This is a genomic window from Streptomyces sp. NPDC043685 (genome assembly GCF_056436585.1).
This window is the reverse complement of record NZ_JBWKCH010000012.1, coordinates 209,861-229,692: the sequence shown is the minus strand read 5'-3', so window position 1 is coordinate 229,692 and position 19,832 is coordinate 209,861. Positions and strand designations below refer to the sequence as shown.

The window sequence follows — 19,832 nt, the reverse complement described above, 5'->3', positions numbered from 1 at the left end:
TTCCGGCACCTCGTTGGAGTGAACCGGATCACACCCGGTCGGTCAGCTGTCGAATCCCAGCCCCAACCGGTCCATCGTGCGCAGCCACAGGTTGCGCCGGCCGCCGTGGGTGTCCGCGCGGGCCAGTGACCACTTGGTCAGGGCGATGCCGGTCCAGGCGAACGGCTCGGGCGGGAAGGGCAGGGGTTTCTTGCGGACCATGTCCAGTTCCGTGCGTTCCGTGCGCTCCCCCGCCAGCAGGTCCAGCATCACGTCCGCCCCGAACCGGGTGGCTCCGACACCGAGACCGGTGTACCCGGCCGCGTAGGCCACCTTGCCCTGGTGGGCGGTGCCGAAGAACGCCGAGAAGCGGGAGCAGGTGTCGATCGCGCCGCCCCAGGCGTGGGAGAAGCGGACGCCCTCCAGCTGCGGGAAGCAGGTGAAGAAGTGCCCGGCGAGCTTGGCGTAGGTCTCCGGGCGGTCGTCGTACTCGGCGCGGACGCGGCCGCCGTAGGGGTAGACCGCGTCGTAGCCGCCCCACAGGATCCGGTTGTCGGCGGACAGCCGGAAGTAGTGGAACTGGTTGGCGCTGTCGCCGAGACCCTGGCGGTTCTTCCAGCCGATCGAGTCGAGCTGCCCGGCGGTGAGCGGCTCGGTCATCAGGGCGTAGTCGTACACCGGGACGGTGTAGGAGCGGACGCGTCTGACGAGGTTCGGGAAGACGTTGGTGCCGAGGGCGACCCGGCGGGCGCGGACCCGGCCGTAGGGGGTGCGGACGGCCATGCCGGGGCCGTACGGCTTCAGGGTCAGGGCGGGGGTGTGCTCGTAGACGCGGACGCCCAGTTCCACGCACGCCCGCTTCAGGCCCCAGGCGAGCCTGGCCGGGTTCAGCATGGCGACGCCCCTGCGGTCCCACAGGCCCGCCCGGAAGGTGGGTGAGTTCACCTGCTCCCGTACGGCGTCGGCGTCCAGGTACTCGACATCGCCGGCCAGGCCCCGGCGGACGGTCTCCTCGTGCCACGCGCGCAGTTCCCGCGCCTGGTACGGCTCGGTGGCGACGTCGATCTCGCCGGTGCGTTCGAAGTCGCAGTCGAGGCCGTAGCGGGCGACCGCCGCCTCGATCTCGTCGAGGTTGCGGTCGCCCATCTCCTGGAGGGTGTGGATCTCGTGGGGCCAGCGGGCGAGGCCGTTGGGCAGGCCGTGGGTGAGGGAGGCGGCGCAGAATCCGCCGTTGCGGCCGGAGGCGGCCCAGCCCACCTCGCGGCCCTCCACCAGCACCACGTCCCGTTGCGGGTCGCGCTCCTTGGCGATCAGCGCCGTCCACAGCCCGCTGTAGCCGCCGCCGACGACCAGCAGGTCGCAGGTCTCGGAGGTGGTGAGGGCGGGTTCGGGGCGGGGCCGGCCGGGGTCGTCCAGCCAGTACGGGACCGGCTGGGCGTCGGAGAGCGAACGAGTCCACTGATTCATGGCACCAGGGGCCATGATTTCAACTCCCTACGGTTATGCGGTGTGCCTGTTGCGCCGCTTTCCGACGACCATGGAAATGAGGACGAACAGTACGGCGACGATGAACATCGTCGTGCCGATCACATTGATCTGTACGGGCGTTCCGCGCTGGGCCGAGCCCCACACGAACATGGGGAAGGTGACGGTCGAACCGGCGTTGAAATTGGTGATGATGAAATCGTCGAAGGACAGCGCGAAGGCGAGCAGCGCGCCCGCCGCGATACCCGGTGCCGCGATCGGCAGGGTGACCCGGACGAAGGTCTGGAACGGGCCCGCGTACAGGTCCCGCGCCGCCTCCTCCAGTTTCGGGTCCATCGACATCACCCGGGCTTTCACGGCCGTGACCACGAAACTCAGGCAGAACATGATGTGCGCGATGAGGATCGTCCAGAAGCCCAGCTGCGCGCCCATGTTGAGGAACAGGGTGAGCAGCGAGGCGGCCATGACGACCTCGGGCATCGCCATCGGCAGGAAGATCAGCGAGTTCACGGCGCCCCGGGCCCGGAACCGGTAGCGGACCAGGGCGAAGGCGATCAGGGTGCCGAGGAGGGTGGCGCCGAGTGTCGCCCACACCGCGATCTGGAGGCTGAGGGACAGGGACCCGCACAGCCCGGAGACTCCGCAGGGGTCCTTCCAGGCGTCGAGGGAGAACTCCTGCCATGCGTAGTTGAAGCGCCCCTTCGGTTTGTTGAAGGAGAACACCGTCACGACGACGTTCGGCAGAAGCAGATAGCCGAGGGTCAGCAGTCCCGCCAGTACGACGAGATTTCTCTTGAGCCAGTTGACGAAGGGCATTTAGACCAGATCCTCCGTCCCGGACCTGCGGATGTAGAGGGTGACCATGAGCAGGATGGCCGCCATGAGGATGAAGGAGAGCGCCGCGGCCGTCGGATAGTCGAGCACTCTCAGGAACTGCGTCTGGATGACGTTTCCGACCATGCGGGTGTCGGTGGAGCCGAGCAGATCGGCGTTCACGTAGTCACCGGCCGCCGGAATGAAGGTCAGCAGCGTGCCCGAGACGACTCCCGGCATGGACAGCGGGAAGGTGACCTTGCGGAAGGTCGTCGAGGGACGGGCGTACAGGTCCCCCGCCGCCTCGTGGAGCCGTCCGTCGATGCGCTCCAGGGAGGTGTAGAGCGGCAGGATCATGAACGGCAGGAAGTTGTACGTCAGACCGCACACCACCGCCAGCGGAGTGGCCAGGACACGGTCGCCTGCGGTCATGCCCAGCCAGGTGGTGACGTCCAGGACGTGCAGCGTGTTCAGCGCGCCGACGACCGGGCCGCCGTCGGCGAGGATCGTCTTCCAGGCGAGGGTGCGGATCAGGAAGCTGGTGAAGAACGGCGCGATCACCAGGACCATGATCAGGTTCCGCCAGCGGCCGGCCCGGAAGGCGATCAGATAGGCCAGCGGGTAGCCGAGCAGCAGGCACAGGATCGTCGCCGTGCCCGCGTAGAGCACCGAGCGGACGAACTGCGGCCAGTACGCGGACAGGGCGTCCCAGTACGTGGCGAAGTGCCAGGTGACCTTGTAGCCCTGCTCCAGGGAGCCCGTCTGCACGGACGTGGAGGCCTGGTAGATCATCGGCAGCGCGAAGAAGACGACCAGCCAGAGGATGCCGGGCAGCAGCAGCCAGTACGGCGTGAGGCGGCCCCTGCGCTTCGGAGGCTTCGGCTCGGGCGGTCGGGGGGCCAGGGGCGGTGGCGCCTCGGTGAGTGTGCTCATCAGACCGCCTCTTCCACTCCGGCGTCGGCGTCCTGGGCGGCGTCCAGGCCGAAGGTGTGGGCCGGGTTCCAGTGCAGGACGACCTCGGCGCCGGGCAGCAGGCGGGGGTCGCGGTCGATGTTCTGGGCGTAGACCTCGAAGTCGGAGCAGACGGGGCTGTCGACGACGTACTGCGTGGAGACCCCGATGAAGCTGGAGTCGGCGATGCGGCCCGTGATGCGGTTGCGGCCCTCGGGGATCTCACCGGCGTCGTCGGCGTGGGTGAGGGAGATCTTCTCCGGGCGGACGCCGACCAGCACCTTGCCGCCGGTGGCCGTGGGCGCGGAGCAGCGCGCCCCGGGCAGGACGAGCTTGCCGCCGCCCGCCTTCAGCACGATCTCCTCGCCGTTCTTCGCGTCGACCTCGGCCTCGATGAAGTTGGAGGTGCCGAGGAAGTTGGCGACGAACGTGGTGCGCGGGTTCTCGTACAGGTCGGCCGGGGAGCCGAGTTGCTCGACGCGGCCGCCGTTCATCACGGCGACCGTGTCGGCCATGGTCATGGCCTCCTCCTGGTCGTGCGTGACGTGGATGAAGGTGATGCCGACCTCGGTCTGGATGCGCTTGAGCTCCAGCTGCATCTGGCGGCGCAGCTTGAGGTCGAGGGCGCCGAGCGGTTCGTCGAGGAGCAGCACCTGCGGGTGGTTGATCAGCGCGCGGGCGACCGCGACGCGCTGCTGCTGGCCGCCGGAGAGCTGGTGCGGCTTCTTGCGGGCCTGCTCGCCGAGCTGTACGAGGTCGAGCATGTCCTCGACCTGCTTCTTCACCGACTTCAGGCCGCGCCGACGCAGGCCGAAGGCGACGTTCTCGAAGATGTCGAGGTGCGGGAAGAGGGCGTACGACTGGAAGACCGTGTTCACCGGCCGCTTGTACGGCGGGAGGGCCGTGACGTCCTGGTCGCCCAGGAAGACGGTTCCGGCGGAGGGTTCCTCCAGGCCGGCGATCATGCGCAGGGTGGTGGTCTTGCCGCAGCCGGACGCGCCGAGCAGGGCGAAGAAGGAGCCCTGCGGGACGGTCAGGTCGAGCGGGTGCACGGCGGTGAAGGAGCCGTAGGTCTTGGCGATGCCGGTGAGGCGGACGTCGCCGGTGGGGTCGGTCTTGTTCGTCATGGTGGTCACGCCCCCGTCAGCTTCGCGAACTTCGCTTCGAACTCGGTCTCTTCCTTCGAGCTCAGCGAGCGGAAGGCATGGGACTTGGCGGCCATGGCCTTGTCGGGAATGATCAGCGGGTTGTTCGCCGCGTCCTCGTCGATCTTCGCGAGTTCGGCCTTCACACCGTCGACGGGACACACGTAGTTGATGTACGCGGCGAGTTCGGCAGCCGCCTTCGGCTCGTAGTAGAAGTCGATGAGCCGCTCGGCGTTGGTCTTGTGGCGGGCCTTGTTGGGGATCAGCAGGTTGTCCGTGGACGTCACATAGCCGCTGTCCGGGATGAGGAAGTCGATGTCGGGGCTGTCCGCCTTGAGCTGGACCACGTCCCCGGCCCAGGCGACACAGGCCGCGAAGTCTCCGCTGGTCAGGTCCGAGGTGTAGTCGTTGCCGGTGAAGCGGCGGATCTGGCCCTTGTCGACGGCCTTCTGGAGACGGGCGATGGCCGCGTCGTAGTCGTCGGCGGTGAAGTCCGCGGGGTCCTTGCCCATGTCGAGCAGGGTCATGCCGATGCTGTCGCGCATCTCCGACAGGAAGCCGACGCGCCCCTTGAGCTTGGGGTTGTCGAGCAGGTCGGAGATCGACGTCACCTCGACGCCGTCGAGGGCCTTCTTGTTGTACGCGATGACGGTGGAGATGCCCTGCCAGACGTAGGAGTAGGCGCGGCCCGGGTCCCAGTCGGGGCTGCGGAACTGGGTCGACAGGTTGGCGTAGGCGTGCGGCAGGTTGGCCGGGTCGAGCTTTTGCACCCAGCCGAGGCGGATGAGGCGGGCGGCCAGCCAGTCGGTGAGGACGATCAGGTCGCGGCCGGTGTCCTGGCCCGCGGCGAGCTGCGGCTTGATCTTGCCGAAGAACTCGTTGTTGTCGTTGATGTCCTCGGTGTACTTGACCTTGATGCCGGTGCGCTCGGCGAACCGGTCCAGGGTCGGGTGGCGTTTGCCGCTGTCGTCGACGTCCATGTACTCGGTCCAGTTGGAGAAGTTCACCGTCTTCTCCTCGGCCGAGTGGTCCTCGGCCGAGACGCCGCCCCGCGACTGGCCGGCCGCCGGGATGCCGCAGGCGCTCAGCGTCCCGAGTCCGCCGGCCGCGAGCGCCCCGCCCGCGGAGGCGCGCAGCAGGGACCGCCGGGTGAGGGCGGCCCTGCCGTTCCTGAGACTGCGCCGCATCGCGGCCACTTGGGCCGCGGACAGGCGGTCGGGCTCGTACTGCTCCATGCGCGTGGTGCCCTTTCGGAGGGTGGACGGCCGTTGGTCAGGCGGCCTGCATACGGCTATCGGTCCCCGAACACGGTGCGGTGCCAGTCCTTGGCCGCCACCGCCGTGTTGTCGAACATGACGTGCTTGATCTGGGTGTACTCCTCGAACGAGTACGCGGACATGTCCTTTCCGTAGCCGGAGGACTTGTAGCCGCCGTGCGGCATCTCGCTGATGATCGGGATGTGGTCGTTGATCCAGACGCAGCCGGCCTTGATCTCACGCGTCGCCCGGTTGGCCCGGTACACGTCCCGGCTCCAGGCGGAGGCGGCCAGACCGTACGGGGTGTCGTTGGCGAGCGCGAGGCCCTCGTCGTCGGTGTCGAACGGCAGCACGACCAGGACGGGCCCGAAGATCTCCGACTGGACGACCTCGCTGTCCTGGGCGGCGTCGGCGATCAGGGTGGGCCGGTAGTAGGCGCCCTCGGCGAGCTCGCCCCCGGGTGCCTCGCCGCCGGTCACCACGCGCGCGTAGCCGCGCGCCCGGTCGACGAAGCCGGCGACCCGGTCGCGCTGGACGTGCGAGATCAGCGGTCCCAGGTCGGTCCCGGCGGCGAACGGGTCGCCGAGCCGGACGGTCTCCATCAGCGCCGCCGTCCGCTCCACGAAGGCCTCGTACAGCGGTCGCTGCACATACGCGCGCGTGGCGGCCGTGCAGTCCTGCCCGGTGTTGATGAGGGAGCCCGCGACCGCGCCGTGGGCGGCGGCCTCCAGGTCGGCGTCGTCGAAGACGACGAAGGGCGCCTTGCCGCCGAGCTCCAGGTGCAGGCGCTTGACGGTGGCGGTGGCGACCTCGGCGACGCGCTTGCCGACGGCGGTGGAGCCCGTGAAGGAGGTCATGGCCACGTCCGGGTGGCCGACGAGGTGCTCTCCGGCCTCGCGTCCGGTGCCGGTGACGATGTTGATCACTCCGTCGGGGATCCCGGCGTCCGTGGCCGCCTGGGCGAAGAGCAGCGAGGTGAGCGGGGTGAGCTCGGCCGGCTTCAGGACGACGGTGTTGCCCGCGGCGATCGCCGGGAGGATCTTCCAGGCGGCCATCTGGAGGGGGTAGTTCCAGGGGGCGATCGACCCGACGACGCCGATGGGCTCACGCCGGACGTAGGAGGTGTGGTCCCCGGAGTACTCGCCGGCGGACTGCCCCTGGAGGTGCCGTGCGGCCCCGGCGAAGAAGGCCGTGTTGTCGATCGTGCCGGGGACGTCGAACTCGCGGGTGAGTTTCAGCGGCTTGCCGCACTGGAGCGACTCGGCGCGGGCGAAGTCCTCGGCCCGGTCGGCCAGGACGGCGGCGAACCGGTGCAGGGCGTCGGACCGCTCGCCGGGGGTGGCTCCCGCCCAGCCCGGGAAGGCGGCCCGGGCCGCGGCGACCGCCCGGTCGACGTCGGCCGTGCCCGCCAGCTCATAGGTGAGGACCTCCTCGCCCGACGCCGGGTCGACGACCGCGTGCGTGCGGCCGGAGGTGCCCCTGCTCAGGCGCCCCGCGATGTACTGCGCGCCCTCCGCGAAGCGCTCCTCGGCCGGAAATCGGTCCGGGGTGGCAATGCCCGGGTTGTGCATGTCGCTCTCCTCCGTGTCCCCTGATGGGGCCGGCGTGGCTCAGGCTCGATTTGAGTGCCGATCCTGACAGAGGTATGCCACTCCAACAAGTGATTCCGTTGTTGATTTTTGGTTACGCGACGGAATCTGTCGACCAGGTGTCGAGTGCGCCGCGAAAAGGCAGGACGCTGTGTCCGTGGTGGGTGCCAGACTCGCGTGCATGGATGAGATCACGGGGGCGGTGGGCTCGCGCGAGGCCCTGATCAGGGCGGTCCGCGCGGGAGCGCGGATCAGGTATCTGCATTTCTGGGGGCACCGGCCGCGGCCGGACGGGCGGATCGGGGCGAGCTGTCTGAGCCAGTGGTGGCCGGCCCCGTTCACGGTCGACGGCGTGGCCTACGCGACGGCCGAGCACTGGATGATGGCCGGCAAGGCCCGGCTCTTCGAGGACGCCGCGGCCGAGCGGGCCGTGCTGTCCGCCGGGCATCCCGCCGAGGCCAAGAAGGCCGGGCGGCTGGTGCGCGGGTTCGACGAGACGCTCTGGCAGCGGGAGCGGTTCCGGATCGTGGTGGAGGGCAGCGTCCACAAGTTCGGCGCGCATCCCGAGCTGCTGGGGTATCTCCTGGGCACGGGCGACCGGGTGCTGGTCGAGGCCAGCCCCGTGGACCGGGTGTGGGGCATCGGACTGACCGCGGACGACGAGGCGGCGTCCGATCCGCAGCGGTGGCGTGGGCCGAACCTGCTGGGGTTCGCGCTGATGGAGGCGCGGGAGCGGCTGCGGGCGACCGGAGCATGAGCGAGGGGCCGGTCCCGTGGACCGGCCCCTCCTGCGCTCCGGGAGCTCCTTCGGACAGCCGCGCCGAGCGGCTCCGGGAGCTCCGCTCAGGAAGCCGCGCCGAGCCCGCCCATGATGCTGGCGAACAGCAGGAAGCCCAGCAGCGGAAGGATCACCGTGGCGATGATGCCGCAGACCAGGCCCGCGGTCGCCGCGCCCTTGTTGGTGGCCTCACCGCGGGTGGCCCTGCCGCGGCCGATGGCACCGAAGATGATCGCGAGAATGCCGAGGATCACGCCGAAGAACCACATGATGAACGTCACGCTGCACACCACGCCGATGATGCCCAGCACCAGTCCCGTGGTGCCCATGCCGTTGCTCGGCTGCGCGGGCATCCCGTAGCCGGGCGCCTGCGGGTAGCCCACGGGCGGCGCGGCGGGGTAGCCGGGGCCGCCCTGGGGGTAGCCGTAGCCCGGGCCGGGCTGCTGCGGATAGCCGTATCCGGGGGCCGGCTGCTGCGGCGGCTGGGCCGGCGGGCCGAAACCACCCGGGGGCGGGTTGGTGTTGGACATGGACGCTCTCCCCTCCGTTGTCAGACCAGGGCATCGTAGTGGCCAAGTCGGCCGTGCTAGGCCCTGGTTCAGCGGGGGGACGCGGCGGTGGCCACCGGGCCGAGGGTGCCGTAGTACGGGTCGTCGTCGCGGCTGTCGCTGTTGATCGCCGCCGTGATGCCGACGGCGATCAGGACGATCACGGTGATGCCGAGGATGATCCCGATGATGCCCATGATCAGACCGGCCTGGGCCTGACCGTGGTTGGTGGCCACTCCGGCCTCCGCGCGCTTGCGGCCCTTGATGCCGAAGATGACGGCGAGGATGCCGGTGACCAGGGAGACCACGCCGTAGAGGCAGAACAGGGCGCAGGAGACGATGCCGAGCACCATCGCGGCGATGCCCAGGCCGTTCTGGGGAGCCATGGGCATGCCGGGCCAGCCGTAGCCGGACTGGGGGTAGGCGGGGTAGCCGTAGCCGCCGGGCGCTCCCGGCCCGGTGGGCGCCATGGGCGGGGGCGGGACGGCTCCGGTGCCGGCGGGGTCGTACTGCGGCGTACCGGTGGGCGGCGTGAACCCCGGCATGGACGTGACCGTGGCCTGGTCGTGCACGGACGGTGGCCGCGGCGCCGGGTTCTTGTCGAGCGAGGGCGTGCTCTCCGGCGGCGCCCACGGGTCATGACTGCCGCCGTCTGGCTGCGTCGCGTCCGTCATCGTGCATCCCCCCTGGGTCGATCGTCCCGCCATGCTACGGGGCCGCCCGGTCCTGGCCACAGTGCGGGTGTGAGGGCGCTCGCGTACTCGGCGGCGGGGGTCCCGGGCACCGGTCGCCCCCCTGAGTGACCCGCCCGTGGCGCAGGGCGCCGCGGGAGCACGACTCCTCCCCCGCCCGCCCGGGACCGCCCCAGCCCCGCGCCCGCGGGAGGCGGCGGCCCACCGCATACGATGCTTCCGAGTCATCGATCAGCCGATCACCCGCGCCCGCCCGCCCTGTGCCGGCCGGGGCGCCGTTCCGGGGAGGAACCTTGACCCAGCATCTCGTCGACCCCCACGCCCCGCGCGACCTCACGGCGTTCATCGCCGGACTGCCCAAGGCCGAACTGCATGTGCACCACGTGGGCTCCGCCTCCCCCCGGATCGTCTCCGAACTGGCCGCGCGGCACCCCGACTCGAAGGTGCCGACCGACCCCGAGGCGCTGGCCGACTACTTCACGTTCACCGACTTCGCGCACTTCATCGACGTCTACCTGTCGGTCGTCGACCTGATCCGCACCCCGGAGGACGTCCGGCTGCTGACGTACGAGGTGGCCCGGGACATGGCCCGGCAGCACGTGCGGTACGCCGAGCTGACCGTCACCCCCTTCTCCTCCACCCGCCGCGGCATCGACGAGCGCGCCTTCATGGACGCGATCGAGGACGCCCGCAAGGCGGCCGAGGCCGACTTCGGGACCGTGCTGCGCTGGTGCTTCGACATCCCCGGCGAGGCGGGCCTGGAAGCGGCCGAGGAGACGACCCGGCTCGCCACCGACGACCGGCTGCGCCCGGAGGGCCTGGTCTCCTTCGGTCTCGGCGGGCCCGAGGTCGGCGTGGAACGGCCGCAGTTCAAGCCGTACTTCGACCGGGCGATCGCGGCCGGACTGCACTCCGTGCCGCACGCCGGTGAGACCACCGGCCCCCGGACGGTGTGGGACGCTCTGACCCACCTGCGGGCCGAGCGCATCGGCCACGGCACCAGCTCCGCGCAGGACCCGAAGCTGCTCGCGCACCTCGCCGAGCACCGGATCCCGCTGGAGGTGTGCCCCACCTCGAACATCGCCACCCGCGCCGTCCGCACCCTCGACGAGCACCCGATCAAGGAGTTCGTGCGGGCCGGGGTCCTGGTCACCGTCAACTCCGACGACCCGCCGATGTTCGGCACCGACCTCGACAACGAGTACGCGGTCGCCGCCCGGCTGCTGGACCTCGACGAGCGGGGCATGGCCGAACTGGCCAGGAACGCCGTCGAGGCGTCCTTCCTGGACGCGGCCGGCAAGGCCCGGATCGCCGACGAGATCGACTCGTACACCGCGCAGTGGCTCTCCCGGTGACGCCCGCCCCGGTCGCCGTGGCCCACCGGGGCGACCCCTATCGCGTCCGCGAGAACACCGTCGCCTCGCTGCGTTCCGCGCTGCGCCGCGGTGCCGACGCGGTGGAGATCGACGTACGGCTCACCCGGGACGGCGTCCCGGTGCTGCTGCACGACGCCACCCTCGAACGGCTCTGGGAGCACCGGCGGCCGGTGGCCGCGCTGTCCTGTGAGGAGGTGCGCGGCCTGACCGGCGGCGGGGTGCCCACCCTGGCCGAGGCGCTGGCCGCGACCGGCGGGCACCGGCTGATGATCGACCTGCCCGGCTCGCCCGACGTGCGGGCCGTGCGCCGGGTCATGGGCGTCGTGACGGAGGCCGGGGCCGCGGACCGCGTCTACTACTGCGCGGGCGCCGACTCCATGCTCGCCGTGCGCGCGGCGGACCCGGCCGCCGAGATCGCCCTGACCTGGACGACGCTGGCCCCGCCGCGGCCCGCCTTGCTGGAGGCGATCCGCCCGCGCTGGCTCAACTACCGCTTCCCGCTGGTGGACCGCCCGCTCGCCGAGCGCGTGCACCGCGACGGTTACCTGCTCTCCGTCTGGACCCCCGACACCCGCCGCTCCATGCGACGGCTGCTGCGGGCGGGCGTGGACTCGATCACGACGAACCGCGTCGACCTGCTGTGCGCTACACGCGCGAGCGCTGCGGCACCGTCGCCGGATCGGCCGGGGTCGCCCGTGTGACGTACTGCGGCACCGGCGCGCTGTCCGTGCCGGTGTCGCGGACGAGGCCGTAGCGCAGGGCGCCCTGGCCGGGCCCCTCGTTGACGTCCTTGTCCACGGCCTCCCAGTTCGACGGGAAGACGGTCAGGCCGTAGTCGCAGCCCCGTTCGTTCTGGGTGAGGGTGACGGTGCCGTCGACGTAGAAGTACTCGTTCTGCCACATCTGCTGGGTGCCGGGCGGGAGGACGGCGTAGCCGATGGCGGGGCCTCCCATGCCGGTGGCGTAGCCGTCCGGCGCGCCGGGCAACGGGTCGTCCATCCGCCGCCAGCCACCCGACGCCACGTGGAACAGCTTGCCTTTCAGGCCGGTCCAGGACGGCATGACCAGTGCGCCGGGCCGGGACCTGGGCGAGATCTGCCAGCGGACCAGGACATAGCCGCGGCCCGTGAGGGTCACGCGGTCGCCGCGGTGCTGCATGACGGCCTTCGGGCCGCCGGTGCTGGTGATGCCGGACTCGGGTCGGTGCGGCAGGGCGGCGGGCCGGGCGTCCGGGTCCGGGGCGCGGTCGACGGCGTCGACGACGACGCCGTACAGGTCGGTGCTCTTCGCCGCCGCCGACGACGTGGGGGCCGGGGAGGGCCGCGCGGAGGATCCCGGCGATGCGGAGGTGGCCGTGACCGTGGGCGTGGCGGTGATCGCGGCCCGGGGCGGCGGGGCGTCCGGCGGCCGGCTGACGACGTAGGCGCCGCCCGCCGCGATCGTCGCGCCCGCCGTCACCGCGACGGCCGGCTTGGTGAGCGCGCCGAGCAGCTTGGCGGACCAGCCGGCCGAGGCGGCGGCCGTCGCGGTCTTGCCGCCGAGGGCGAGCGACAGGGTGAAGCCGACGGGCAGCGGGACGAGGGCGATGCCGGCCAGGAGGCGTTCGGCCGGGACGACGGCTTCGCGGGCGCCGCCGCAGTAGCCGCAGCCGCGGATGTGCCGGGCCAGCCGTTTGCGCCACACCGAGTCGGGCCGGCCGTCCCAGCGACCGGTGAGGTCCCGCAGCCCGGGGCAGGCGCCGTCCAGGGCGCGGACGATGCCGCGCGAGGTCTCCAGGCGCTCCTTCATCCGCTGGACGCGCACGGCGGCGTGCCGGCGCGTGATGCCCACGGCGGCGGCCAGTTCACGCCGGGTCAGTTCGCCCGCGACCTCCAGCCACCACAGCGACAGCAGCTGCCGGTCCTCGTCGTCGAGCCAGCGCACCGCCTCGGCGACCTCGCGGCGCTGTCCCTCCAGCTGGAGCCGCAGCACGGTCACTTCGGCGAAGTCGGCGGCCGCCGCCTCCTCCAGCCGGTCCGGGGTCTTCCGCCGGGCCCGGTCGCGGATCTGCCGCATGGCGATCGCCACCAGCCAGGACCGGAAGCTGTCCGGGTCGCGCAGCGAGCCGAGGTTGCCGACCGCGCGCAGCATGGTCTCCTGGACGACGTCGTCGACGTCGGCGTGCCCGTTCAGGGCCCGGCCCACGATGTTGTAGACCAGCGGCAGCCAGCCCTCGACCAGCTCGTCCAGCGCCCGCCGGTCACCGGCCTGCGCCGCCGTGACGACGGCGGGCCAGTGCTGACTGTCCATGGGGCCCCTCGCCGGCTGGGATCGGTACTTCTCGGCTCGCACCCTCTCAGGCGGCACGGGGGTCTTGGCTATGCGCGGGATCACATACGGGGAGACGGCGTGAAGGTTCGCGGGATAACAGTTTTTCTCAACCGGCGGGCACCGGGACGGCCACCGGCGCGGTCAGCGCCTCCAGCCGCTTGATGCGCCGGTGTACGACGTACAGCGGGATCACCCCGAACACGCCGAAGGCCATGTCGATCACCGACCACCACACGGGGATCCCGCGCAGCGGCCCGCAGATCAGGGCGAGTGGGACGATGCCCGCGCAGGCGATCATCCCGAACTCGACGACCCAGATGTTGCGGACCGGGTCGCGGTAGGGCCCGTAGAAGGCGACCGCGATCACCAGGTGCGCGAAGGCGAGCCAGTCCGTGCCGTAGAGCAGGAAGGGGTATTCGGCGTCGGCCTGGTCCAGGCCCGCCCGGACGCGCTCGATCCACTCCGTCAGGCCGGGCAGGTACTCGCCGACGGAGAGCGCGCGCAACAGGTCCTCGGTCCAGCGCAGTTCGTGCACCAGGGGAAAGGCGGTGGCGCCGCTCAGCACCAGGCACACGACGAAGAACAGCAACCAGGCGCGGATGCCCTTCACCAGGGCGGCTCTGTCGTTCATGGACGCACTCTACGCCTGTCTTGAACATGTTCAAAAATGGGGTCCTCGGGCAGCGGAACGGCCCCGGGCGCCGTGCGCCCGGGGCCGTCACGACCGAACCGTGTGCCTACGCGTCCAGCGACGTCATCACGTGCTTGATCCGCGTGTAGTCGTCGAAGCCGTAGCCCGAGAGGTCCTTGCCGTAGCCGGACTTCTTGAAGCCGCCGTGCGGCATCTCGGCGACCAGCGGGATGTGGGTGTTGATCCACACGCAGCCGAAGTCCAGCTTCTTCGACATGCGCATCGCCCGGCCGTGGTCCCTGGTCCACACCGAGGAGGCGAGCGCGTACTCCACGCCGTTGGCCCACTCGACCGCCTGCTCCTCGTCGGAGAAGGACTGCACGGTGATGACGGGACCGAAGACCTCGTTCTGGATGATCTCGTCGTCCTGCTTCAGGCCCGAGACGACGGTCGGGGCGTAGAAGTAGCCCTTGTCGCCGACGCGCTTGCCGCCGGCCTCCACGCGCGCGTGCGCGGGCAGCCGGTCGATGAAGCCCTCGACCTGCTTGAGCTGGTTGGGGTTGTTGAGCGGGCCGAACAGCACGTCCTCGTCGTCCGGCTGCCCGGTCTTCGTCTCGGACGCGGTCTTGGCCAGCGCGGAGACGAACTCGTCGTGGATGGACTCGTGGACGAGCACGCGCGTGGCGGCGGTGCAGTCCTGGCCCGCGTTGAAGTACCCCGCGACCGAGATGTCCTCGACGGCCTTGGCGATGTCGGTGTCCTCGAAGACCACGACCGGCGCCTTGCCGCCCAGCTCCAGGTGGACGCGCTTGACGTCCTTGGCGGCGGACTCGGCGACCTGCATACCGGCACGCACCGAGCCGGTGATGGAGGCCATCGCCGGGATCTCGTGCTCGACCATCATGCGGCCGGTCTCGCGGTCGCCGCAGATGACGTTGAAGACGCCCTTCGGCAGGATCCCGCCGAGGATCTCCGCGATCAGGACCGTGGAGGCCGGGGTGGTGTCGGACGGCTTGAGCACGACCGTGTTGCCCGCGGCGATCGCCGGGGCGAACTTCCACACGGCCATCATCATCGGGTAGTTCCACGGCGCGACCTGCGCGCAGACGCCGACCGGCTCGCGGCGCACGATGGAGGTCAGGCCCTCCATGTACTCACCGGCCGAGCGGCCCTCGAGCATCCGCGCCGCACCCGCGAAGAAGCGGATCTGGTCCACCATCGGCGGGATCTCCTCGGAGCGGGTCAGCCCGACCGGCTTGCCCGTGTTCTCCACCTCGGCCGCGATCAGCTCCTCGGCGCGCTCCTCGAAGGCGTCCGCGATCTTCAGCAGGGCCTTCTGGCGCTCGGCGGGCGTGGTGTCGCGCCAGCCGGGAAAGGCCTCGGCGGCCGCCGCCATGGCGGCGTCCACGTCCGCCTGCCCGGACAGCGGAGCGGTCGCGTACGCCTCGCCCGTCGCGGGATTGACCACCTCGGTGGTCCGTCCGTCGGCGGCGTCCCGGAACTCACCGCCGATGTAGTTGCGCAGACGACGCAGCTCGGTGCTCACTGCCGGCCCTCCAGTTCGGATGTCCATTACTTGAGACACCACCCTAGTCGGCGGATCCACGTTTTCAACACCCCTGCTCCCTTCACTCATGCGGAATCCGCAGTACTGAGGGACTGAAACAACGGATTTCATCGATCCAGGCTTGCGGAAGTGTCGATACCTCGTGCACAGTGACCCCGTGGCCAGTCGAAGCGCAGACCAGAAGGGGTCGCGGGAGCACCGCGAGCCCTCCCGCGAGTCCAGGAACGGCAGCTCGCCCCAGCTGGACGCCGTCTCCCTCGCCATCATCGAGCAGCTCCAGGAGGACGGCCGCCGGCCGTACGCCGCCATCGGCAAGGCCGTGGGCCTGTCGGAGGCGGCCGTGCGCCAGCGCGTCCAGAAGCTGCTCGACCAGGGCGTGATGCAGATCGTCGCCGTCACGGACCCGCTCACCGTGGGCTTCCGCAGACAGGCGATGGTCGGCGTCAACGTCGAGGGCGACGTGGAGGCGGTCGCGGACGCGCTGTCGGCCATGCCCGAGTGCGAGTACGTGGTGATGACCGCGGGGTCCTTCGACCTGATGGTGGAGATCGTCTGCGAGGACGACGACCACCTGCTGGAGGTCATCAACAAGCGCATCCGGGCCGTGCCCGGAGTGCGCTCCACCGAGAGCTTCGTCTACCTCAAGCTCAAGAAGCAGACCTACATGTGGGGAACCCGATGACCGTGAGGACCCGATAGCCGTGAGCAAGGACCTCTCCCAGACCGCGTACGACCACCTGTGGATGCACTTCACGCGCATGTCGTCGTACGAGAAGACCCCCGTCCCCACCATCGTCCGGGGCGAGGGCACGTACATCTACGACGACCAGGGCAAGCGCTACCTGGACGGCCTCGCCGGGCTGTTCGTGGTGCAGGCCGGGCACGGCCGCGTGGAGCTCGCCGAGACCGCCTTCAAGCAGGCGCAGGAGCTCGCGTTCTTCCCCGTGTGGTCCTACGCCCACCCCAAGGCCGTCGAGCTGGCCGAGCGCCTGGCCCACCACGCGCCGGGCGACCTGAACAAGGTCTTCTTCACCACCGGCGGCGGTGAGGCGGTGGAGACCGCCTGGAAGCTCGCCAAGCAGTACTTCAAGCTGGTCGGCAAGCCCACCAAGCACAAGGTCATATCCCGCGCCGTCGCCTACCACGGCACCCCGCAGGGCGCCCTGTCCATCACCGGCCTGCCGGCCCTGAAGGCCCCCTTCGAACCGCTGGTCCCGGGCGCGCACAAGGTCCCGAACACCAACATCTACCGCGCCCCGATCCACGGCGACGACCCCGAGGCCTACGGCCGCTGGGCCGCCGACCAGATCGAGCAGCAGATCCTCTTCGAGGGCCCGGACACCGTCGCCGCGGTCTTCCTGGAGCCGGTGCAGAACGCGGGCGGCTGCTTCCCGCCCCCGCCCGGCTACTTCCAGCGGGTCCGCGAGATCTGCGACCGGTACGACGTGCTGCTCGTCTCGGACGAGGTCATCTGCGCCTTCGGCCGCCTGGGCACCTACTTCGCCTGCGACAAGTTCGACTACGTGCCGGACATGATCACCTGCGCCAAGGGCATGACCTCGGGCTACTCCCCGATCGGCGCCTGCATCATCTCCGACCGTCTGGCCGAGCCGTTCTACAAGGGCGACAACACCTTCCTGCACGGCTACACCTTCGGCGGCCACCCGGTCTCCGCGGCCGTGGGCCTGGCCAACCTCGACCTGTTCGAGCGCGAGAACCTCAACCAGCACGTCCTGGACAACGAGGGCAACTTCCGCGCCACCCTGGAGAAGCTCCACGACCTGCCGATCGTCGGCGACGTCCGCGGCAACGGCTTCTTCTACGGCATCGAGCTGGTGAAGGACAAGCACACCAAGGAGTCCTTCGACGACGAGGAGACCGAGCGCGTCCTGTACGGCTTCCTCTCCAAGGCGCTGTACGACAACGGCCTGTACTGCCGCGCCGACGACCGCGGCGACCCGGTCGTCCAGCTCGCCCCGCCGCTGATCTCCGACCAGTCGACGTTCGACGAGATCGAGCAGATCCTGCGCGCCACCCTCACGGAGGCGTGGACGAAGCTCTGACGCCCGGCGCTCCGATCGTCTGCATGGATGATCAACACCGGCCCCGGTACCGCCCGTTCGAGTGAGAAACGGCGGCCCGGGGCCGCGTGCTGTCCGACGCCGAGCCGCCTTCTGCCTAGCGTGCCCAGTGACCGATCGGCCCTGCCTTCGTTCCCCCGCACGGGGGATGGCACGGGAACTACGGATCTGAACCGAGGTGTACGCGCATGGAGGCCCCGCCGGACAACGACGTGCTCTGGGCACGCGCCCTGCACTTCCAGCACGACGACGGCTCGCCCGCGCTCTGCGGTGTCTCGCTCGGCGTGCGGGAGGGCGAGATCCTCGCCATCGGCGGCCCGCGCGGCAGCGGCAAGACGACCCTGCTGCGGTGCCTGTCCGGCCTGGTGCCCGTGCGGCGCGGCGAGGTCTGGTTCAACAGCATGCCCGTCCACACCATGGGCCCCCTCACCCGCGAACGGCTGCGCCGCGACCGCTTCGGCTGGATCGACCCGGCTCCCTCGCTGGTCCCGGAGCTCAACGCCTGGGAGAACACCGCCCTGCCGCTGATGCTGCGCGGCACCAGCCGGCGCCGCGCCAAGACCGCCGCCCTGGAATGGCTGGAGCGCCTCGACATCGGCGACAGCGCCCGCAAACGCCCGCACCAGCTGGTGCAGGCCGAGCGCCAGCGGGTCTGCATCGCCCGTGCCCTGGCCCCCGCGCCCTCGGTCCTGTTCGCCGACGAGCCCACGGCGCCCCTGCACCGGGCCGACCGGGCCCATGTGCTGCGCACCCTCACCACGGCGGCCCGCTCCCACCGCATCACCGTCGTGCTGGCCACCCACGACGCGGAGACCGCGGCCCTCGCCGACCGCACGGTGTCCCTCCTCGACGGGCGGCGCGTGCAGACGGTGCACCTGCCCCCGGTCAGCGAGAACGCCGAGCCGGAAGGCCGGGCAGCGTGCTCGCTCTCCGTCTGAGCCGCGGCGCCCACCCGGCCGTCCAGCTGCGCCGCCTCCTGGTCACCGCCGCCTCGGCGGGCACGGGTTTCCTCCTGCTGTGCGCCCTCGGCTACGCGCTGGGCCACCCCGGCTCCCCCGGATCCGCCCTGCTGCGGCTGGCCTGGTGCGCCGCACCCCTGGCCGCCACGGTGTACTTCGCGATCGCGGTGGCCCGTACCGACCCCGGCACCAAGCCCCGCCCGGGGCTCTCGGCGATCGGCCTCGGGCCGGTGCGCATGATGGCGGTCTCGGCGACGACGACGGCCCTGTCCTGCACCCTCGGTTCGATGCTGGCCCTGCTCGTCTTCCTGCACCTGCGGGGCGACCTGACGGGCATGCCCTTCGACGGCGCCGCCGCCGAGTGGCTCGCGGCGGACCGGCCCCTGCCGCTGCCGGGGGCCCTGACCCTGCTGGCGCTGCTGCCCGTGGGGGCGTCCGTGGCGGTGGCGCTGACCCTGCGGCCCCGCGAGGCGGTGCCGGCCGGGTCCGGGGCGGCCCGGACGTACGGCCGCTTCGGCGCGTACCGGCGCACCAGCACCCGCGAGACCTTCGGGGCGTACGGCCGGTTCGGCCGGCAGTTCGCCCGCCCGGCGCTCGGCGCTCCCGCCGCAGCCGCCAAGAGCGCTCCGCCGGCGGCCCGCACGAGCGGGTCGGCCCCGGCGGCGACCACGGGGGCGGGCGGGACGGTGAGCGCGGTCGTGGATCACGCTCGGCCCCCCGCAGCGCACCCGGGCACCGGGGACGCGGCCGTGGACGTCACTCCGCCCGGTGCCCCGCAGGCGGCGGGCGTGGGGGGCCTGCCGGACGATCCCGCCCAGCGGCTCAGCCCGCGTGCGGCGGCGCCCGACACGGCCGGCGCCATCAGCCCCGCCGGAGCCCTGGACAGGCATCCCGGCCCGGACGCCGAGGCACCCGACACCGCCGACGACCCCGCGGCCCCCGGCACGACCCTGCCGGACAGCACCGCCGCCCCCTCCGGTCTCCCCTGGGGCATCACCGTGCTGGCCGCCGGCCTGGCCGTGGAGAGCTACACCAGCCGCACCGCCCCCACACCGCCCGACCTCACCTTCTCCGGCGCCTCCCCCGGCGTGATGGCGGGCTGGGCGCTGGCCGCGGTCGGCCTGGCCCTGGCCGGTCCGGGCCTGACCCACCTGTGCGGACGGCTGCTCCAGTCGGCCCGTCCCGGCGCCCTGCGGCTGCTGGCCGGCCGCATCCTCATGGCCGAGGCCCTGCGCATCGGACGTCCCCTGGGCGTCGTCTGCGCGGTCGCCTCCGCCGCGTGGGCCATGGCGCTGCTGCACGCCCCGGACGGACTCTCGCTCGGCCCGCTGACCACCCTCGGCGTGCTGCTCGTGGCCGGCTGCACCGTGGCGACGCTGCTCACGGCCGCCGTGGAGGCCCGGCAGGCCCGCGCCGGCACCACCGCCGCGCTGCTGCGCCTCGGCGCCCCGGCCACGATGCTGCGCAGCGCCGCCGCCCTCCGCGCGGGCGCGCTGCTCGCCCTGTTCGGCCCGCTCACGCTGACGGTCGCGGAACTGGCGGCCCTGCCCCTGGCGCGCTGAGGCCCGCGGCGAGGCTCCGGAAACTCGTACGAAAAAAGTTCGTCGTACGCCGATGAGTTCCGGGCCCTGGCCCCGTCTATCCCCCCGTAACGACACGGACGTGATGGGAG

General features: G+C 71.4%; 18 protein-coding genes. 7 read left to right on the top strand and 11 right to left on the bottom strand.

Annotated features, from left to right (window positions below; genetic code table 11):
• Window positions 1-42: 42 nt before the first annotated feature.
• Genes AC0665_RS33710 through AC0665_RS33685 form a run of 6 tightly spaced genes read right to left on the bottom strand, consistent with a single transcriptional unit; the run spans window position 43 to window position 7,200 of the window.
• A complete protein-coding gene (locus AC0665_RS33710) occupies window positions 43-1,461 on the bottom strand; it encodes an NAD(P)/FAD-dependent oxidoreductase (RefSeq protein ID WP_478609109.1) in 1,419 nt (472 codons plus the stop codon).
• Between the two features lie 18 nt (window positions 1,462-1,479).
• A complete protein-coding gene (locus tag AC0665_RS33705; RefSeq protein WP_478609106.1) occupies window positions 1,480-2,280 on the bottom strand; it encodes an ABC transporter permease in 801 nt (266 codons plus the stop codon).
• Window positions 2,281-3,210 (bottom strand): ABC transporter permease, encoded by a 930-nt coding sequence (locus AC0665_RS33700; protein WP_363118113.1) that lies wholly within the window; start codon window positions 3,208-3,210, stop codon window positions 2,281-2,283.
• On the bottom strand, window positions 3,210-4,355 hold the full coding sequence (locus tag AC0665_RS33695) for an ABC transporter ATP-binding protein (RefSeq protein ID WP_468634245.1): 1,146 nt from the start codon (window positions 4,353-4,355) through the stop codon (window positions 3,210-3,212). The genes AC0665_RS33700 and AC0665_RS33695 overlap by 1 nt, the downstream gene beginning before the upstream one ends.
• 5 nt (window positions 4,356-4,360) lie before the next feature.
• Window positions 4,361-5,608, bottom strand: a complete 1,248-nt coding sequence (locus tag AC0665_RS33690; protein WP_468412913.1) for a polyamine ABC transporter substrate-binding protein — start codon at window positions 5,606-5,608, stop codon at window positions 4,361-4,363.
• Window positions 5,609-5,664: 56 nt separating this feature from the next.
• Window positions 5,665-7,200 carry a gamma-aminobutyraldehyde dehydrogenase gene (locus AC0665_RS33685; RefSeq protein WP_478609103.1) on the bottom strand — a complete coding sequence of 512 codons (1,536 nt, stop codon included), beginning with the start codon at window positions 7,198-7,200 and terminating at the stop codon, window positions 5,665-5,667.
• A gap of 199 nt (window positions 7,201-7,399) precedes the next feature.
• Here AC0665_RS33685 and AC0665_RS33680 point away from each other — a divergent pair, with 199 nt between their 5' ends.
• On the top strand, window positions 7,400-7,975 hold the full coding sequence (locus AC0665_RS33680) for an NADAR family protein (RefSeq protein WP_478609101.1): 576 nt from the start codon (window positions 7,400-7,402) through the stop codon (window positions 7,973-7,975).
• Window positions 7,976-8,061: 86 nt separating this feature from the next.
• Here AC0665_RS33680 and AC0665_RS33675 read toward each other — a convergent pair whose 3' ends face one another.
• Window positions 8,062-8,526 (bottom strand): DUF4190 domain-containing protein, encoded by a 465-nt coding sequence (locus tag AC0665_RS33675; RefSeq protein WP_031105737.1) that lies wholly within the window; start codon window positions 8,524-8,526, stop codon window positions 8,062-8,064.
• Between the two features lie 68 nt (window positions 8,527-8,594).
• Entirely contained in the window at window positions 8,595-9,218 is a 624-nt protein-coding gene (locus AC0665_RS33670) for a DUF4190 domain-containing protein (RefSeq protein WP_468412919.1), read from the bottom strand.
• A gap of 311 nt (window positions 9,219-9,529) precedes the next feature.
• Between AC0665_RS33670 and AC0665_RS33665 the strand changes: the two genes are divergently transcribed.
• Both AC0665_RS33665 and AC0665_RS33660 read left to right on the top strand, forming a co-directional pair.
• On the top strand, window positions 9,530-10,591 hold the full coding sequence (locus AC0665_RS33665; protein ID WP_478609098.1) for an adenosine deaminase: 1,062 nt from the start codon (window positions 9,530-9,532) through the stop codon (window positions 10,589-10,591).
• On the top strand, window positions 10,588-11,313 hold the full coding sequence (locus AC0665_RS33660; RefSeq protein ID WP_478706470.1) for a glycerophosphodiester phosphodiesterase: 726 nt from the start codon (window positions 10,588-10,590) through the stop codon (window positions 11,311-11,313). The genes AC0665_RS33665 and AC0665_RS33660 overlap by 4 nt, the downstream gene beginning before the upstream one ends.
• On the opposite strand, the gene AC0665_RS33655 is transcribed toward AC0665_RS33660, so the two are convergent.
• The 3 genes from AC0665_RS33655 to AC0665_RS33645 all read right to left on the bottom strand — a co-directional run bounded on the left by AC0665_RS33655 (window position 11,258) and on the right by AC0665_RS33645 (window position 15,099).
• Window positions 11,258-12,901 (bottom strand): RNA polymerase sigma factor, encoded by a 1,644-nt coding sequence (locus AC0665_RS33655; RefSeq protein WP_478706469.1) that lies wholly within the window; start codon window positions 12,899-12,901, stop codon window positions 11,258-11,260. The genes AC0665_RS33660 and AC0665_RS33655 overlap by 56 nt on opposite strands.
• Window positions 12,902-13,028: 127 nt before the next feature.
• Entirely contained in the window at window positions 13,029-13,553 is a 525-nt protein-coding gene (locus AC0665_RS33650; protein WP_478706468.1) for a hypothetical protein, read from the bottom strand.
• Window positions 13,554-13,659: 106 nt separating this feature from the next.
• Window positions 13,660-15,099 carry a gamma-aminobutyraldehyde dehydrogenase gene (locus AC0665_RS33645; RefSeq protein WP_478609089.1) on the bottom strand — a complete coding sequence of 480 codons (1,440 nt, stop codon included), beginning with the start codon at window positions 15,097-15,099 and terminating at the stop codon, window positions 13,660-13,662.
• 163 nt (window positions 15,100-15,262) lie between these two features.
• Between AC0665_RS33645 and AC0665_RS33640 the strand changes: the two genes are divergently transcribed.
• From AC0665_RS33640 to AC0665_RS33625, 4 genes are all read left to right on the top strand, one after another.
• Window positions 15,263-15,802 carry an Lrp/AsnC family transcriptional regulator gene (locus tag AC0665_RS33640; protein ID WP_468412931.1) on the top strand — a complete coding sequence of 180 codons (540 nt, stop codon included), beginning with the start codon at window positions 15,263-15,265 and terminating at the stop codon, window positions 15,800-15,802.
• A 13-nt stretch (window positions 15,803-15,815) separates the two neighbouring features.
• Complete coding sequence (locus AC0665_RS33635; protein WP_478507551.1) at window positions 15,816-17,183, top strand: aspartate aminotransferase family protein; 1,368 nt, start codon at window positions 15,816-15,818, stop codon at window positions 17,181-17,183.
• Between the two features lie 206 nt (window positions 17,184-17,389).
• Entirely contained in the window at window positions 17,390-18,139 is a 750-nt protein-coding gene (locus tag AC0665_RS33630) for an ABC transporter ATP-binding protein (RefSeq protein WP_468412933.1), read from the top strand.
• Window positions 18,121-19,722 carry a hypothetical protein gene (locus AC0665_RS33625; protein ID WP_478706467.1) on the top strand — a complete coding sequence of 534 codons (1,602 nt, stop codon included), beginning with the start codon at window positions 18,121-18,123 and terminating at the stop codon, window positions 19,720-19,722. The genes AC0665_RS33630 and AC0665_RS33625 overlap by 19 nt, the downstream gene beginning before the upstream one ends.
• The last annotated feature ends 110 nt before the right edge of the window (window positions 19,723-19,832 follow it).

Bases quoted from the DNA above. Each gene is read 5' to 3' on its own strand.
- AC0665_RS33650 (WP_478706468.1), bottom strand. From the start codon at position 13,553: ATGAACGACAGAGCCGCCCTGGTGAAGGGCATCCGCGCCTGGTTGCTG.
- AC0665_RS33675 (WP_031105737.1), bottom strand. From the start codon at position 8,526: ATGTCCAACACCAACCCGCCCCCGGGTGGTTTCGGCCCGCCGGCCCAG.
- AC0665_RS33680 (WP_478609101.1), top strand. From the start codon at position 7,400: ATGGATGAGATCACGGGGGCGGTGGGCTCGCGCGAGGCCCTGATCAGG.
- AC0665_RS33690 (WP_468412913.1), bottom strand. From the start codon at position 5,608: ATGGAGCAGTACGAGCCCGACCGCCTGTCCGCGGCCCAAGTGGCCGCG.
- AC0665_RS33655 (WP_478706469.1), bottom strand. From the start codon at position 12,901: ATGGACAGTCAGCACTGGCCCGCCGTCGTCACGGCGGCGCAGGCCGGT.
- AC0665_RS33685 (WP_478609103.1), bottom strand. From the start codon at position 7,200: ATGCACAACCCGGGCATTGCCACCCCGGACCGATTTCCGGCCGAGGAG.
- AC0665_RS33630 (WP_468412933.1), top strand. From the start codon at position 17,390: ATGGAGGCCCCGCCGGACAACGACGTGCTCTGGGCACGCGCCCTGCAC.
- AC0665_RS33695 (WP_468634245.1), bottom strand. From the start codon at position 4,355: ATGACGAACAAGACCGACCCCACCGGCGACGTCCGCCTCACCGGCATC.
- AC0665_RS33700 (WP_363118113.1), bottom strand. From the start codon at position 3,210: ATGAGCACACTCACCGAGGCGCCACCGCCCCTGGCCCCCCGACCGCCC.
- AC0665_RS33710 (WP_478609109.1), bottom strand. From the start codon at position 1,461: ATGGCCCCTGGTGCCATGAATCAGTGGACTCGTTCGCTCTCCGACGCC.
- AC0665_RS33670 (WP_468412919.1), bottom strand. From the start codon at position 9,218: ATGACGGACGCGACGCAGCCAGACGGCGGCAGTCATGACCCGTGGGCG.
- AC0665_RS33705 (WP_478609106.1), bottom strand. From the start codon at position 2,280: ATGCCCTTCGTCAACTGGCTCAAGAGAAATCTCGTCGTACTGGCGGGA.